Source organism: Parasphingorhabdus sp., assembly GCF_039968395.1.
Taxonomy (GTDB): Bacteria; Pseudomonadota; Alphaproteobacteria; order Sphingomonadales; family Sphingomonadaceae; genus Parasphingorhabdus.
Window position 1 is genome coordinate 649611 of the sequence record NZ_JBDVPV010000001.1, and the last position, 19062, is coordinate 668672.

At 54.9% G+C, this 19062-nt stretch carries 5 protein-coding genes; 4 read left to right on the top strand and 1 reads right to left on the bottom strand.

Annotation, left to right across the window (positions count from 1 at the left end):
- The first annotated feature begins 54 nt into the window (after window positions 1-54).
- Window positions 55-1074 carry a hypothetical protein gene (locus tag ABJI30_RS03190; protein ID WP_348015463.1) on the top strand — a complete coding sequence of 340 codons (1020 nt, stop codon included), beginning with the start codon at window positions 55-57 and terminating at the stop codon, window positions 1072-1074.
- A gap of 44 nt (window positions 1075-1118) precedes the next feature.
- Window positions 1119-1523, top strand: coding sequence for an MliC family protein (locus tag ABJI30_RS03195; RefSeq protein WP_348015464.1), 405 nt, complete (start codon window positions 1119-1121; stop codon window positions 1521-1523).
- 6 nt (window positions 1524-1529) lie between these two features.
- Here ABJI30_RS03195 and ABJI30_RS03200 read toward each other — a convergent pair whose 3' ends face one another.
- Entirely contained in the window at window positions 1530-3539 is a 2010-nt protein-coding gene (locus tag ABJI30_RS03200) for a sensor histidine kinase (RefSeq protein WP_348025368.1), read from the bottom strand.
- Here ABJI30_RS03200 and ABJI30_RS03205 point away from each other — a divergent pair.
- Together ABJI30_RS03205 and ABJI30_RS03210 are read left to right on the top strand one after the other, a co-directional pair.
- Window positions 3539-4195, top strand: a complete 657-nt coding sequence (locus ABJI30_RS03205; RefSeq protein WP_348015465.1) for a response regulator transcription factor — start codon at window positions 3539-3541, stop codon at window positions 4193-4195. The two genes, ABJI30_RS03200 and ABJI30_RS03205, sit on opposite strands and share 1 nt — an antisense overlap.
- A gap of 447 nt (window positions 4196-4642) precedes the next feature.
- Complete coding sequence (locus ABJI30_RS03210) at window positions 4643-19051, top strand: Ig-like domain-containing protein (protein ID WP_348015466.1); 14409 nt, start codon at window positions 4643-4645, stop codon at window positions 19049-19051.
- The last annotated feature ends 11 nt before the right edge of the window (window positions 19052-19062 follow it).

A 19062-nucleotide genomic window follows, 5' to 3' on the forward strand; every position in this document is an offset into this window, starting at 1 on the left:
CGCGGGTTCCTCTATTTACAGGGAAAGGTTCAGATAATTTGAAAGGAATCCCCGATGATGATCAGGACAGGCGGACGGAATCTACTTGTCGCAGCAATCGCTGTGGCGGCCACGGGCCTGCTTTCAGCAACAGCCGGACAGGCTGCCAGTTTACCGAAAAATCAAAACGGTTTTTATCTGATGCAGGGCAAGTCTGACGATCAATCGCGCTATTTTGCCGTTGATGCGCTGTGCGTTGCAGAAAAACACAATGTGTTTATCGCATTCAAGGAAGACGGAGCTGGTCTGGTTGACTTTCTCAGCCTGAACCGGGCCGGAAATTTGAACAGGGAAACGTTGCGTCTCGGCGAAGCTGATGCGGGGGTCAGCCAGATATATTACAGCCTGAGCGAACCTGAAACCGGTGAGGATGTTGGTCGATTGCACTATATCAATCCCGGCGCGTTGGGTGATCCGGCCAAAATTGCGATGAATACACTCTCCAGCATTACGATAGATGACGCCAGGGGCGAATGCATGGTGCAGCCGGATGTGGTCTATGTTGGTGTCACGAACCAGCGCAGGTTGATGGTAACCGCCAACGCGCAAGGCAAATTGGTGCTCAGCGAATTTTCACGGGTTGGCGGCGAACTTCTCTCGACAAAAACCGGGGGATATTGGTCCACCGGAAAGGCAGATGAGATTGTCTTCTCGTTCATCGAAGGCGATGAGCTAACTTCCCTAAAAGCCTCGCCGCACGAGCGGATTGCCTATCCGGCCTGGCGAAAGACCAGAGCCGGAACACGTGAATTTTCGGCGAGCCCCCAGAGTTTTTTCGTTGCAGACATGGAAAAGTTCGGCAGCAGGGAGAACAGAATGCCATATGGTTTGGCTCTTCATTTCGAGCGACTTGAAATCTGTCGTCATCTGGCTGGAGAAGCCAGCGGTGATCCGGGGCGCGATGCGCAGCTTGCCAAAAGCATTGAACGATCCGGTTGCAGCGCGGCAAAAGCAAATCATTCTGAATATGTGAAACAGTCCGGCAATGACGAGAAGCTGTCGAAAATGCTGACCCTGCTGAAACCAGATTTTTGAAGTGATTGCCGGTGTCAATACGCCTCTGGAAAAAGGATACTCCCATGAAATTGTTTCTCAAGGCAGCTATCGTCGCGATTACTTTCGGCTGTGTGGGAAACGCCGGCCCGGTTTCTGCCCAGCCTGACAACGACCAGCCTGGCAACGATCAAGTGCCGGTATTTCAGGCAGACAATGCGGCAACAGTATATGTCTGTGAAAATGACATGCGCCTGGAAGTGACTTTCATGGCGATTGCTGACAACTCCCTCATTTCGGTAAAAATCCCTTCGTCGCGGGCTCCGGAAAAGAGCCGGTTGTTGCTTCTCCCACTGTCCCAGAGCGGAAGTGGTGTCCGATATGCGACCGACCTTGCCAGCTTTCATCTCAAGGGCAAAGAAGCGACTTTCACTTCAGTTGAATCTGCGATGTCTGACCTGGTGAAAAGAACAGGCTGCAAACAAGAGTGACCGTTTTTAATCCGGGGCGGTCGATTTCTGGGATCGCAGGACGGGTATGTTGGCCACGCGCCAGCGTGCACCATTTTGATCGCCCAGATATTCCAGTTCGAAACCTTCCTTGGCGGCAATCGCGCGCACGATATTCAATCCATATCCGCGTTCCAGTCCGGTGTCCCGTTCTGGGGATTCCGGCGCACCTGTTTCCGGAATACCGTCGCCGCCGTCACAAATCTCTATCCATGCCGAGCCGCCATCCTCGCCGGTGCTGATGTTGATCAATGTTCCCGGCGCGTATTGAATAGCATTGTCTATGAGGTTGCTTAAAATGCGCAGCAGAGCGACCGGAGAGGCCATGACCTTGGAATCTGTTTCAGCGAATTCCAGTTTGTTGCCGGATGCAGCGGCTTCCGCTCCAAACATCTGCTTGAGCGTGGCAAAATGCTGAGCCAGTTTTAGCCCCGATGTCTCCGTTTTTTGGACGCTGCTTCTGTGCTTGTCCGATTGATCGCTGCTCCCGAACATCGTTCCCTTCAGAAGTGCGTCAATATAGTCCACGCTCGCTCCAACTGCTCGCCGCAATTCCTGATTTTCGGGATCGATCCCGGACAGCGCGCTACGCAATCCGACCAGCGGTTGGCGCAAGTCATGTCTGGTTTCCGCCAATTGCTGGCGACTCTGGATGATTTTCTCGCGAGCTTCATCGCGGTCCACATAGGCCTGGGCAAGGCGATCCGCCGCTGCGGCTCGTTCCATCGATGCAGCCAGCTCGGCATCGCGCGCCGCATCACGCTCGTTCATTATGCCTTTGACCTGCGCGATGATCGCAGCGGCAAAAACCAGACTGTCCACGACCAGCAGGCCCAAAGCGATGGCGTCGACCAGATCATTATGCTCGGCCATATCCGGAAACCCGGCGCGAATGGTCACAAATGCATAGCTCAGAAGAATCAGGAAGCCGATCAGGAAAAGCCGTGCACCGATGACCCGCTGCCGCACGGCATTCCCGACAAGAACACCAGTGGTGATTAAAAAGGCACCGCCCAATATGACCATCAGAACTGCAGAGATCGGCGGCGCAATAGTGATCCCGATAATCCCGTTGATGAAGGCGGCAATCGCAACCGCGATACCGAAACGGTAAACGCGAGGTGCGTTTTTGGCGGCTTGCGTAAAATTTGCCGCGAACAGGAAATAGAAAAGTACCCAGAATTGCCGCAACATGCGCTTTATTGCGTCATGATAAGTCTGAACGAATTCAGGCAGATAGCTTGCAGCATAGCCATAAGTGTGCAGATTGAGCAGGACCAGCGTGCCCGTATAGAGCGCGAAAAACATGATGATGCGCGAGCGAAGCAACATGGCAAAACCGGAAGCGATGGCGACGACAAACAATGCTGCCCCAAAATAGACTCCATGCGTCGACGCGATTTCCACCTTGCTCGTGACAAAGTCGGCTTCGCTGATCAGCGTAATCGGGAAGGGTGTATCACCGCGTGCCGCGCGGGCCGTAATGTCGAGGGTTAAGGTTTCGCTGGCTGCAACCGAGATGGGCCTGCTGGCCAGCTGCTGATTTTGGCTGCTCAGGGATTCGATATCGCGAAAGCGCGGGCGGCTTTGGATGAGCTGCTCTTCGAGCTCGCCTTGTCGCAGGACAACCAATATGCCGACCCGCGCAGCTTCTTCCGTTTTTAGACGGATGATCGCCGTTTCGGTTCCACTATTGTGAATTTCCAGTGCGTATTTGGCAGTGACAATATCGCCGGACAAGCTCCGATCAATGGGTGCCGTCCGGTCAAGCAGATTCGGGACTTCGCGTTCCGCGCCCAGGTCAATGACAGCTTGTGCGGAACCACTGGCGGGAAAAGCAAATAGCAACATCGTCACGAGGAGTGTCGGTACAATAATCAGGATCTTCTGCAAGCTTCCGAGAAAGACGAGAAATCCTCTCACAGAATGTTCGATTGCGGTTGTGCGCGCACTGATATAATCTCGACGGACTGTCTTGTTGCAAAGGATCTTTTGCATTGTCGTTTGCCCACTCCAACATCAGCCTGACGGTTGTCATAGCAGATGATCATACGGTTGTCCGCGCCGGACTTCATGGCGTTCTGATAGCGGACGGGCGCTTCACAATCGTGGCGGAAGCTGGTGATGGTCTCGAAGCAATTGCCGCAGCAAAGCACTATAAACCAGGCATATTGCTTGTCGATATTGCGATGCCAGTCATCACCGGACTCGAAGTGGTGGAAGAAGTGCGGCGATGGAGCCCGGATACGAAAATTGCGGTTATGACCGGATTGCAGAACCGGAATATCCTTAAATTCGCTATCGCAAGCGGCGCCGATGGCCTTTTTCTCAAAGGCGATGACCTTGCCGGACTTCCGGATCATCTGGTTGCGATTTCGCAAGGGGAGACCCGTCTGTCGCCCAGCGTTCAGTCTGTTATTAGCGAACCCTCCGTCCATGACGACCTGACCCGAAGAGAGCGCCAGATCATGTTTGGCCTCATTCATGGCGGGAGCACATCTGAACTGGCAGCCAGACTTGGTATTAGCGTCAATACGATCAACAATCATCGCAACAGCCTGATGCAAAAGCTCGGCGTGCACTCGCTGGCCGAACTGATGACACTGGCCGTTCGCGATGGTCTTCTGGAATCGATCAGTCACAGCGAAAAATGAAGTTGAGCCGTGCGCTGGCAAATAATGCCTGAAAACGTTTTGCCGACCCAATCGCAAATGCTTCAATTGTCATCACCTGTTGTTGATAAGAGACATCAGAAGACCTGCGCATCTCTGCCGACAGGTTTTCGTTTGATCTGATTTATCGGAAACCGATGCCGGGCAACATAGTATCACGACACTATTCCGGCTTGGTCTGAACGGCCCGGGAGCAAAACGGCTGTCCGGTTTTCCAGAATCATTGTCATTCTTGATAGTATTGCTGCGGAAATGTTGTCAGATTTTACAAAACGCCCGAAAACTACGGTTTTTGTGGGTTGCGACTGCAATCGGTTTTCTGTTAACCATGATGCTTAAGAAATAGCCTCGGGGCTTTGGCTATGTGTTGAGATTCAAACTGTTAGCTCGATTAAAGCTATCGTTGCCGATATCCCGGGAGTAAAGCAAATGGCTAAACCTGATCGCCCTGTACAAAGCCATTTGATCGCCCTTGAACCGCGAATGATGTTCGATGGCGCGGCGATTGCGACGGCTGCCACGGTGGTCGAAGGCTCGACACATCACCCTGCTGCCGCCGGTCTCTCGGCATTTGTTGAAAGCGGTCCCGCTGCGGCACTCATTTCCAGTGATAATCGGCAAAACCTTGCGTCTTTCGCGGGCGCTGGCGCCATGCCGGTTAACCTCCGTGATCTGTCACCAGAATTGCTGCCACCCAATTGGGTGAGCGCTGGCAATCCGGATTGGTCGGGCGAGAGCTCTGGTCAGAATTTTGATATCGCCAGTGACAGAAATGGTTGGCAGTGGACAGCGACAACCGCGGGAGCGTCAGATTCTCCTGTTACAAACGAAGAACGGTTTTCGATCATCTCGACGCAAGTTGGTCAGATTGAAGTTTCGGGTTGGAATATCGGTGTCGCGGATGATCAAGTCATCGAAGAAGGCGGACAGAAAGCTGACATTGCGGCAAAGGAGGTGCTGGAAACTGCTCTTCCCGACTATCTTTCTGCTCAGCATATCGCCGAGAAGCCGCTGGCGATTTCAGCGCAAACCCAGAATTTGCGGGAAACCCAGATCCTGGCGGAGGCATTGCCGGCAACCGGTGAACTTGTTGATCGGTTTGTCATTGACGACAATGACGACCGTTTCAAAGCAACCGCGATATCGTACAGCACATCGGTTGATCCGGCTGACGGAGTTATTGCGGGATCACTTCCCGCTGCTGCTGCGCAGGATTACATATTTATCGACACCAATGTTGAGGGCTATCAGGAACTGGCCGAAACATGGGCGAGCAAAGGCATTGTCGTTCTGATCGACGGCAACCGGGACGGCATTGATCAGATCATGACCGCGCTGGCTGGTGCAAATGATATTGGCGCGATCCATATCATCAGTCATGGCGATGAAGGTGTTTTCTGGCTGGGGACAACGCAAGTTGACAGTGCTTCGGTGTCGGGGGCGTTGTCATCCTCGCTGGCATCAATAGGCGCGAAGCTGTCGACCAATGGCGACATATTGATTTACGGCTGTGATGTCGGTGCGGATGATGCGGGCCGGCAATTGATGAACGCATTGGCGGCAACAACCGGTGCAGATGTCGCGGCATCGATCGACGATACGGGCAGCATATTGCGCGGCGGTGACTGGACGCTGGAAAATCGACTGGGCCAGGTCGAAACTGCGTCACTGGTCGCCCGTGACTGGGATGGATTGCTGGCGCCAACTTCTATTTCGGCACCGAACAACTCACTGACCGTGCGCGATGCCAATGGCACTGTCATTTCAACCGGTACATCCAATTTTCCGGGAGGCCGCTCGCCTGGCCAGACTACAGGCGCAACAGCGACATGGGACAATGTCGGTTCGGTCGCCGGTCAATCGATCTCGATTCGTGCCACGATTGTTTCCATTACAGCCGGTGACAATATCCAGTTCGATCGACCGACAGGAACCAACGACGATCCTGGATTCTTGTTGAACAGCAACGGGGGGCCACTTGCTACCGCCGAAGTGCGCTGGGATATCTTCTTTACCGCAAGCGGTGCGCCGGTTGAAATTGATGTATCATACACGGTCGCTGACATTGACGGTACCGCAGGACAGCCCCGTAGCCGCGAATTTGTCACGGTGAGCACAGACACACTGTCATCATTCCAGAATGCCGGAACATCAAATATCGAATTTGATACCTCCATTGTCGGTGAGGTTACGGCTTCTGGTACACAAAGCGAAAATTCCTTTCCGCCCCAGGCTGGTTCGGCGGCTCGTTTTAACTGGCTGGATACCAGCAATTTCACGATCACTTATAATATTGATCCTGCCTCCGGGGTTCCTCGGGCGGGCTTCAGTCATGATGGCGATCTGGATTTCAATCTGGGAACAGGCGGCACAACGGTTTCGATCCCGCGACTGGATCTCGACCGAAATGACAGCACAGCGAGCGGATCTGCCTATAAGGGAACTTATGTAGAAAACCGCAATGGTGTTGGGATCGTAGATCGGGATGTACGGATTACAAATCCCGACGGCAGTGTTGAAAGTGCAAGCGTAACGCTGACCAATGCGCAGACTGGTGACCGCTTGCTAGTCAATGGTTCTGCAGCGGCATCGGGCATTGTTCGCGGGATCAGTTATACCCGCACCGATACCGGCGTGGAATTGACAGGAGCAGATAGTGCCAGAGATTATCGTCTGGCATTGCGCGCGATCACATTTGAAAATACAACCGAGCGGCCATCCGAGATCGATCGCAACATCACCATCAGCTTTGCCAATGCGGTGTTGAGTTCCAACGTCGCAACCTCGACCATCAGTGTCCTCGAAATCAATGATCCGCCAACCGCGGTGAACGATGCTGACCAGACGACGCCCGAAAACACGACGATAAGCAATATCAACGTACTCGCCAATGATTTTGATGGGGATGGAGACACGTTGACAGTCGTTTCCGCCAGTGCATCCAACGGCATGGTTGTCATCAACGGTGATGGTACGCTGAACTACACGCCCAATAACCAGTTTTCCGGCACGGACACGATTACCTACACGATCAGCGATGGTCGTGGCGGTACATCAACTGCGACCGTTGACATCACGGTTACGCCGGTAAATGAAGCGCCGAGGCCGGTCGGAAATCTACCTTCACAGAGCAATGTGGATGCGGCGCAGGGCATTTTTGTCGGTACATCACAGGGTTTTAGTGACCCGGATAATCAGAATTCGGATCTTACATTTTCGGCAACCGGTTTGCCGCCAGGTCTGTCGATTAATGCCAATACCGGTGCGATCACTGGGACGATCGACAATAGCGCCAGTCAGGGCGGCTCCGGCGGGGTGTACGATATTGTTGTAACAGCGACGGATCCGGACGGCCTGTCTGCGACCCAAAGCTTCGCATGGGCGATTACCAATCCGCCGCCACAAGCCAATAATGATGGCGGTGCGACCAACGAAGATACGGCAGCCATTATAGATGTGCTGGCAAATGACCGCGACCCCGATGGCGATGCCCCGTTAACGGTCATTGCAGCGAGCGCGCCAAATGGTTCGGTCGTTATTAATCCCGATGGTACGTTGACCTACACACCAAATGCCAATTTCAATGGTAATGATGTGATCACCTATACCATCAGTGACGGTGAAGGTGGCACGGATACGGCGGTCTATAGCATGACAGTCGTTGCGGTGAATGACGGGCCGGAAGCGGTCGGGACGTTGCAGCCCCAGACGAATGTAGATGCAGATACCGGCGTCAGCGTTGCCACAGCTTCGGGTTTTGTCGATGTGGATGGTCCAACAATCAGCTACAGCGCAACCGGTCTGCCGCCCGGACTTTCGATCAATTCCAATAGCGGTGAAATCACCGGAACGATCGACAACAGCGCCAGTCAAGGCGGGACCAATGGTGTCTATATGGTCACGATCACCGCGACCGATTTTCAGGGAGCACCCGCGATCCAGACATTTGCCTGGACGGTCACCAATCCCGGCCCGACAGCAACTGATGATGTCACGTCCACCGATGAAGATACCGCGGTTACCGTCAATGTGCTTGGCAATGACAATGACCCCGATGGCGACGACCTGTCTGTGACAGCGGCGAGTGCCGCCAGCGGAATTGTCGTGATCAATCCCGACGGCACACTGACCTACACGCCAAACGCCGGTTTTAATGGCACAGATACGATCACTTACACGATTAGTGATGGAGAAGGCGGGACAGCGACAGCAACAGTCGAAGTCACCGTTGCTGCGGTCAATGATGCGCCAACACCCGTGGGTTCGCTTCCACCGCAAACCAATTTGGATGCGGATAGCGGTATCAGCATCTCGACTGCCGGTGGCTTCACGGATAGCGATGATGCATCGTTGAACTATTCCGTATCGGGCCTTCCAGCTGGCCTGGGGATTGATGCGAATACCGGTGAAATCACCGGAACCATTGATCGTTCTGCCAGTCAGGGCGGATCAAACGGCATTTATACCGTCACAGTGACGGCTACCGATGCCGGTGGGCTGGACGCTACGCAGACATTCAGCTGGACCGTAACCAATCCGGGGCCGATTGCAGTCGACGATACGGCGACAACCAATGAAGACACGCCGGTCCTGATAGATGTGCTGCCCAATGACAGCGATCCGGATGGTGATCCGATCACGTTGATCGCTGCGGCGGCTTCGGTGGGTCAGGCCACGGTTGTTGGCAATCAGGTCAACTATGTCCCGCCTGCGAATTTCAATGGGACCGCAACCATCACCTATACGATCAGTGATGGCGAAGGGGGAACCGCAACAGCGACGATTACGGTTACAGTAAATCCGGAAAATGACGCGCCTGTCGGGACAGCCCTGCCACCCCAAGATACGCAGGACGGGGCGGTTATATCCGTTCCGATTGCAGGTAATTTTTCGGATGTTGATGGTGATACGTTGACATTTGCGGCAGCGGATCTGCCGCCTGGACTGTCGATTGATCCCGACAGCGGCGTGATATCCGGCACGATCGACAACAGCGCCAGCCAAACGGATGGCGGTGTGTATACCGCAACGATAACTGTTTCGGATGGCAATGGCGGGACCGCGACCGAGACAATCACTTTCAATGTTACCAATCCCGGTCCGACGGCAGTTGACGACGGCGCATCTACCGATGAAGACACGGCGGTTACGATTTCACCCCTGGCCAATGACAGCGACCCGGATGGCGATGATCTCACTATCACTGCAGCCAGCGCGGTGAACGGTAGCGTGGTGATCAATCCCGATGGCACGGTAACCTATACCCCCAATTCCGGCTTCAACGGTACCGATACGATCACCTATGAGATTTCAGATGGCGAGGGTGGTACCTCAATGGCCGAAATCCTTGTCTCGGTTGCGGATGTCAATGACACGCCGACATCCAATGGCAGTATCGGTGATCAGACCAATCTCGACAGTCAGGTGATCAGTCTGCCGGTTGCGGGCGCGTTCAGCGACCCAGACGGCGATATGTTGAATTACGCCGCAACCGGACTGCCTGCCGGATTGACTATTGATCCCGCTACAGGTGTGATCTCAGGTACGATTGATCGCAGTGCCAGTCAGGTGAACGGCGGTGTATACACCGTTACCGTCACCGCCGATGATGGGCGCGGCGGCAGTGTTTCCACGAGCTTTGATTGGACAGTGACCAATCCGGCTCCGGTGGCCACCAATGATGCGGTGACAACAGACGAAGATACTGCCGTTAACGTCGCGGTGCTGACCAATGATGTTGATGCAGATGGTGATCCATTGACGGTTACCGAGGCGGAGGCAGGCAACGGCACCGTCACGATCAATCCCGATGGTAGTCTGGCCTATAGTCCCGATGCCAATTTTAACGGCGAAGACACGATCATCTATACGATTAGCGATGGCGAAGGCGGTTTCTCGACAGCAACTGTCACCGTTACGGTTACGCCGGTAAACGATGGGCCAACTACAGTCGGGCTGGCCAATCAAAATGGCGAAGATGGAGCGGATGTCTCGATTCCTACGGCGCAGGGATTTAATGACATAGATGGCGATGATCTGACGTTTTCTGCCTCGGGTCTGCCGCCGGCACTGACGATTGACCCGGATACGGGACTGATAACCGGCACACTGGCTTCCGACAGTTCCGTCAATGGACCGTTTGTTGTGACCGTCACGGCCACCGATCCTTCCGGCGAATCCGTATCGACAACCTTTGTCTACTCGATCCAGAATATTCCGCCGATAGCAGTCAATGACGTGGCGAGTACGCCTGAAGACACGCCAGTAACAGTTGCTGTACTGGCGAATGACAGCGATCCGGATGGTGATCCTTTGACGATCACCGCAGCCAGCACTTCAGACGGTACGGTCGTCGTCAATCCGGACGGCACATTGACCTTCACCCCGGCTGATAATTTCAACGGTACTGCGGTCGTTACTTACACGGTTTCCGATGGTCAGGGTGGTACGGCCACGGCAACGCTGACGGTGGATGTGGCTGCGGTCAATGACGCGCCGGAGTCGCTAACGATACCGGATGTCACCCATGAGGATAACCAATCGATTTCAGTTGATACGGGAAGTTTCTTTAGCGATCTGGATGGCGATACGCTGAGCTTTGGCGTTACCGGTCTGCCCGCCGGATTGAGCATGGATCCCGCAACGGGCATTATCAGCGGCACGATTGATCGCAATGCCAGCCAGCCCAATGGCGGCGTCTATTCTGTCACTGTGACTGGCACAGACCCGGATGGTCTGACCTCCAGTGAGACGTTCACCTGGACCGTGACCAACCCTGCACCAACTGCAGTGAATGATTCGGCCGTGACGGATGAAGACACAGCGGTTGATGTCACCGTTCTGACCAATGACACTGATCCGGACGGAGACCCGCTGACGGTCACCATGGCGACGGCTTTGAACGGTACCGTGACGATAGCGACAGACGGGACATTGACCTACGTACCGGATGCGAACTTCAACGGAACCGACACGATCACTTATACGATCAGTGACGGCAATGGCGGCACTTCTACCGCTGCCGTGGACGTGACGGTCAATGCGGTCAACGATCCGCCCGTTGCGGTGGATGATGTTGCGACTACCAACGAAGATACACCAGTGGTTATTGGCGTGCTCGGCAATGATACGGACATCGACGGTGACCCTTTGACAGTAACCGCTGCGACATCGCCCGATGGCACGGTGACGATCAATCCGGACGGCACGATCACTTTCACACCGAACCCGAATTTCAACGGTCCGACAACGATCAGCTATACGATTAGTGACGGCAATGGTGGTACGTCTACCGCCACAGTTGCTGTCACCGTTGATGCAGTCAATGACCCGCCGGTCGCGAATATGGACAGCGCAACCACCGATGAGGACACACCGGTGGATATTGCCGTATTGGCCAATGACACGGATATTGATGGTGATACGCTAACTGTAACGGCGGTTGATGCGCCCAATGGCACGGTAACGATTAATCCTGATGGTACAGTGACTTATGTCCCCGATCCGGATTTTAATGGTGTCGACACCATCACCTACACGATCAGTGACGGGCAGGGCGGTTTCTCCACCTCCACTGTTGAAGTGACGGTCAATGCAGTCAATGACGCGCCTGTCGCTACGCCAATTGCACCGCAAAATGACAATGATGCGGATGTCATCGCGGTTGATGTCAGTGGCAATTTTACCGATGTTGACGGCGATAGTCTTACCTTCTCCGCCATTGGACTTCCATCCGGTCTGGTGATCGATTCAGCGGGGAATATTACCGGTACGATCGATCCCGATGCGTCGCAAGGTGGTCCCGATGGCGATGGTATCTACAGCGTTACAGTCACCGCCGATGATGGCAATGGCGGAACGGTGAGCCAGGTATTCGTCTGGGAAGTGAATAATCCGGCTCCGGTTGCCACCGATGATATGGCAACAACAGATGAAGATGTACCGGTCATCATCCCGGTCCTTGACAATGACAATGATCCGGATGGCGATGCCCTGTCCGTGACATCAGCGACCGCTGCCAATGGCCTCGTTACCATCAATCCAGACGGGACGATTACTTACACGCCCAATCAGGATTTTAACGGCACCGACACCATCACCTACACGATCAGTGACGGGAATGGCGGGACTTCGACTGCGATGGTCGAAATCATTGTAACGCCGGTTAATGATGCACCCGTTGCCGATAGCCCGCTGCCGAACGTTGTTGGCATTGATGGGGAAATGGCTTCGATTCCGACGGCCGGAAACTTCAGTGATGTTGATGGTGACACATTGACGTTTACGGCTGCAGGTCTTCCTGCGGGTCTCTCGATTGATCAGGATACCGGCCTGATTACCGGGACGATTGATAACCAGGCCAGTCAGGTCAATGGCGGTATCTATACGGTGACTGTCACTGCCGATGACGGCAATGGTGGTACGGTCGACTCCGTCTTCACCTACACAGTCACAAATCCGGCTCCGACCGCGACCAACGATATCGCTTCGACCGATGAAGACACACCGGTTACTGTCGATGTGCTCGCCAACGACAACGATCCCGACGGCGATGATCTGACCGTCACAATAGCCACCGCACCCAATGGCACGGTGATGATCAATCCCGATGGCACCATCACCTACACGCCCGATCAGGATTTCAACGGTACCGATACGATTACCTACACGATCAGCGACGGCAATGGTGGTACCTCGACCGCCACGGTGGAAGTCACCATAACGCCAGTTAACGACCCGCCCGAAGTCGATATTCCGATCTCTGATCTCAGCAATGAAGATGCTGATGTTGTCTCGGTGGATATCAGCGACAAGTTCAGCGATCTGGACGGCGACACGCTGACCTTTACCGCCATCGGCCTGCCCGCCGGCCTGTCGATTGATGCAAATGGCGTGATCACCGGGACGATTGATAATCAGGCGAGTCAGCTAAATGGCGGCGTCTATATGGTGACTGTCACTGCTGATGACGGCAATGGCGGAACAGTGGATGGCACCTTTGCGTGGTTTGTCACCAATCCGGCGCCGACGGCGACAAACGACTTGGCAACGACAAATGAAGATACGCCGAGTGCGCCGATTGCCGTACTGGCCAATGACACTGATCCGGATGGAGACGATCTGACGGTGATCAGCGCCACCGCGCCCAACGGGGTTGTCACTATCAATCCCGACGGCACACTTATTTACACCCCTGCGGCCAATTTTAACGGCACCGACACGATTACCTATTCAATCAGTGACGGCAATGGCGGCACCTCGACCGCAACCGTTGAAGTCACGGTTGTCGCCGTCAACGACGCGCCAACTGCGGATCCTCCGCTCAACAACCAGACCAACGACGATGCGGATGTTGTTTCTGTTGACGTTAGTGGCAGCTTTGAAGACCTCGATGGTGACATGCTGACTTTTACCGCCAGCGGACTGCCGGCCGGTCTGTCGATTGATGCAAATGGTGTAATCACGGGGACGATTGATAATCAGGCGAGTCAGCTGAATGGCGGTGTCTATACGGTCACAATCACTGCTGATGATGGCAATGGCGGCATGGTGGATTCGATCTTTACGTGGACAGTGAACAACCCTCCACCAACCGCAGCCGATGATGTCGCCACAACTGCCGAAGATACCGCGGTCAATATTTCGGTGCTGGCAAATGACAACGATCCCGACGGGGATGATTTGACGGTGATTTCTGCCGACAGCGCCAATGGTGTGATTGTATTGGAAGCCGACGGAACAATTACCTATCAGCCGGATCCCAATTTCACCGGTGTTGACACGATTGTCTACACGATCAGTGACGGCAATGGCGGCACCGCGACCGCGACGGTTGAAGTGACAGTGACGGCGGTGAACGATGCACCGGAAACAGTCGGTCTGCCAGATCTGTTTGACTCAAACAACGAAGCCATAACAGTTCCGCTGGGATCGGCCTTTAGCGATGTCGATGATGCGACGCTCACATACAATATCACCGGCCTGCCGACGGGACTGACTTTTAATCCGATGACCGGCGAAGTGTCCGGAACGACAGGTGCAACGGCTTCTTCCGACGTGCCGGGCGGTGCTTATACGGTGACGGTTACTGCAACAGACGCGGCCGGGTTGATGGTCAGCACTGTCTTTACCTGGACGATCACCAACGAACCGCCTCGGGCAATCAATGACAATTATGTTGGTACGGAAGACACGTTGATCAATCTTGATGTCCTGACCAATGATGTCGATCCCGACGGCGATCCGATGACGCCAATTGTGATAATATCGGCTGTGGCGACAAACGGCACAGCGGTTATTCTTGCAGACGGCACGATCGATTTTACGCCGGAGCCGGATTTCAACGGTACAGCAACCGTGACCTATACGATTCAAGATGCCAATGGCGAGTTTGCAACCGCCGTCGCCACCATCGTCATTGATCCTGTCAACGATGAGCCGGATGGAACTATCCTGCCCAACCGCGATAGCGAGGACGGTGACGCTGTCAGCGCTGATTTTGGACCGCTGTTCAGCGATCCGGAAGGTGGTGTGCTTACATTCACGGCCACCAATCTGCCAGACGGTCTGTCGATGGATGCCGCCGGAAATATCACCGGAACCATTGATGCCGATGCCAGCCAGACAGATAACGGCGTTTATCAGGTTGAGATAACCGCGACCGATGATGGCGGGCTGGAAACTGTCCAGAGTTTCATCTGGACCATCACTAATCCCGGGCCAACGGCGGTAATGGATAGCGCATCTACAACAGAGGACACGCCGACGGCGCCGATTGATGTCCTGACCAATGACACTGATCCAGATGGCGATACCCTCACGGTTACCGCTGCGAGCGCTCCCAATGGAACGGTTGTGATCAATCCGGATGGCACTCTTACCTATACGCCAGATGCCAATTTCAACGGTGTCGATACGATCACCTACGCGATCAGCGATGGACAGGGTGGCAGCTCTACATCGACCGTGACAGTGACCGTCGGTGCTGAAAACGATGCGCCAACGGTTGCGCCACTGGCCGCGCTGGGCAATGCGGATGCGGATGTCATTGCAATTGATGTCAGCGGCAGCTTTGACGACCTTGACGGTGACATGCTCACCTTCACCCAAATGGGCCTGCCGCCGGGACTGTCAATTGACACAGCGGGGAATATTACCGGTACGATTGATCCATCGGCATCGCTGGGCGGACCTGATGGCGATGGTATATATATCGTCACGATTACAGCGGATGATGGAAATGGTGGAATGGTTTCGAGCACCTTCAACTGGACCGTGACCAACCCGCCACCTGTTGCCGTCAATGACGGACCGATTGCGGTGACCGAAGATACACCGCTGGACATAAATGTGCTCGGCAATGATACGGATCCCGATGGCGACATATTGACGGTAACTTTGGCAACTGCGGGCAATGGTGACGTGACCATCAATCCCGACGGCACGATCAACTATGTGCCCAACCCGGATTATAACGGACCAGATACGATCACCTACACGATCAGTGACGGCAATGGTGGCACGTCCACCGCGACGGTCGAGATCAACGTTGGCGAGGTCAATGACGCACCGGTGGCAAGTCCGATTGCGCCGCGGAACGACATCGATAGCGCGACCGTTTCCGTTTCGGTTGCTGCCAATTTCTCTGATGTTGACGGCGATGGACTGACCTTCTCGGCGAACGGGCTGCCTGCTGGTCTGTCGATCGATGCAAACGGCCTGATCACCGGTACGATTGATAACGGCGCGAGCCAGATTGGCGGCGGTGTTTATACGGTTGTTGTTACCGTTGATGATGGCCGTGGCGGCACAGTAGACCAGAGCTTTACGTGGACGATTACCAATCCTCCGCCAGTTGCAGTGAACGATATTGCAGCAACATCCGAAGACCTGCCGGTAAATATCCCGGTACTGACCAATGACAATGATCCCGATGGCGATCCGCTGACCGTCACAACGGCCAGCGCGGCCAACGGAACGGTGGTTATCCGGCCGGACGGGACGATTGACTATACCCCCAACCCGGATTTCAACGGTACTGACACGATCACTTATACAATCAGTGACGGCAATGGCGGCACGTCCACCGCCACGGTTGAAGTGACCGTGGGCGCCGTCAATGATCCGCCTGTAGCGGTTGATGATGCGACGGTGACCGATGAAGAAACCCCGGTCACCATAGCGGTTCTCGCCAATGACAGCGACGTGGACGGTGATCCGCTGACCGTCATCTCGGCCAGCGCGCCCAATGGCACCGTGGTTATCAATCCGGATGGCACGGTGACCTACACGCCTGATCCCGATTTCAATGGCAGCGATACGATTACCTACGTGATCAGTGATGGTCAGGGTGGCACTGCCATGGCTACGGTCGATGTCACCGTTAATCCGGTCAATGATGCGCCGGTTGCCGTTGATGACGTGGCGGCGACACCGGAAGATACGCCCATTACCCTCAATGTGCTCGGCAACGATAGCGACGTGGACGGCGATCCGCTGACGGTAACGGGCGCAACATCGCCCGATGGTCAGGTGACGATCAACCCGGATGGCACAGTAACCTTCGCGCCAAATCCAGATTTCAATGGCACGACCACGGTGACCTACACAATCAGCGATGGCAATGGTGGTACCGCGACCGCAACCGTCACATTGACAGTTGATCCGGCGAATGACGCACCGGTTGCGACCCCTGATGTCGAGCAGACCGATGAAGATACGCCGGTAACTGTTTCTATCCTGGACAATGATACCGACGCAGATGGTGATCCGTTGACGGTGACAGCCGCAACGGCGCCTAATGGCACGGTCACTATCAATCCGGATGGTACCGTGACCTACGCGCCGAACCCGAATTTCAACGGCACAGACATAATCACCTATACGGTCTCGGACGGCAATGGCGGTTTCGCGGCAACGACCGCTACGATCACCGTCAATCCGGTGAACGACGTGCCAGTGGCTGTGAACGACAATGTCTCGACGCCCGAAGATGCACCTGTGACGATACCCGTGCTCGGTAACGACACGGACGCCGACGGCGATCCGCTGACCGTGATCGAAGCAACTTCGCCCAACGGTACGGTGGTGATCAATCCTGACGGCACCATCACCTTCACACCTGATCCCGATTTCAACGGCCCGACAACAATCACATATATGGTTAGCGATGGTCAGGGGGGGACATCCACTGCGACGGTCACTGTCGACGTCACACCGGTCAACGATCCGCCAGTGGTTGTTCCCGATGTTGCAGTCACTCCCGAAGATACGCCGGTCACCCTGTCGCCGCTCGACGATGCCAGTGACGTTGATGGCGATCCGCTGATCATTTCCAGTGCGACTTCACCCAATGGCACCGTGATGATCAACCCGGATGGAACGATAACCTACACACCCGATCCGAATTTCAACGGTACGGATGTGATCACCTATCAGGTCAGTGACGGCAATGGCGGTTTAACGACTGCGACCATCACCGTGACCGTCAGCCCGGTCAACGATCCGCCGCTGGCTGCCAATGACATTGCCGACACGGATGAAGAGCGCCCGGTTGTCATTCCGGTGCTGGCAAATGATGTTGATCTGGATGGCGATCCGCTGACCGTCGCCGCGGCTTCCGCAGCTAATGGCACGGTGACGATCAACCCGGATGGAACGGTCACCTATACGCCCAATGTCGACTTTTTTGGTACAGATACAATTACTTATACGATCAGCGATGGCAATGGCAGTACGTCCACTGCGACTGTTGCTGTCACCGTTCGTAACGTCAATGAAGTGCCGGTAGATGGCGATGAACAAGTGTTCGGCATTGGCGGCGCGGAAACGATTATCGACGTACTCGCCAATGGCAGCGATCCTGATGGTGATCCATTGAGCGTGTTTACGGCCAAGGTCGATATCGGCACCGTGGTGATCAATACCGATGGTACAATTTCGCATTTTGCCGACCCCGAGTTTCAGGGTGTTGCGACAATCACCTATATCGTCAGCGACGGGCAGGGCGGCTTTGTTGAATCCATTGCGACCGTGATTGTCACACAGGCCAATGCCAATGTGGATGACCTGCTCGGCAATCCCGGCATCGGTTTCCCTGACAGCCAGTTACCAAGCACGATCGTGGTTCCCGTGAATCGGTTTATCTCCACACCGTTGATCATTGACGATACAGTCAACAGCTTCCGTTCCCTCAACAACACGCCCGATTTGAATGGAAACCGGCCGCTGTTGACCGCGGTGAACGGATTGCGTTCGCTCAATGGCATCGGCGAACTGGATATTGACGGCAACCCCGTCAGCGATGTGGTCAGCCAACTCGACAAAATCCGGGATCTGCGCTTTGGCGCCGATCGCCTGTTTGATCCGCGCTTCGGAGACTTTCTGGTCGAAGGCCTGACCGGCTTCTCGGTCCGCCAGCTGTCAACGGGCAGTGATCAGGTGATGATTGAATCGGTTGTTCGCGACCGTGTGATCTATATGGAAATCCGCGATGTTGGTGCGGAGAGGGATCCGCGCATGGTCGAGTATCAATTGCGCACCCGCGATGGCAGCCCGCTGCCGGGCTGGATTCGCATGGATGCACGCGGTCTGGCGATCATCGAACGGCCAGTGGACGCGGAAACCGTTCGTTTGATCGTAAGGGCGATACGTGCCGATGGACAGGTTATCGAAATTCCGGTCCTCATCCAGGGTGCGACCGGCGAAATCCAGATTGATGAGGAACTGAAACTTTCTCAGAACACAAACGGTGCTGCTCCCCTGGGCAGTGCCATGGCAATGGCAGACGCCAGCGCTGCAGATGAAACAGCGCAGCTGCTTGCTGCGTTCCAGGTCTAGATAGGGAAGCA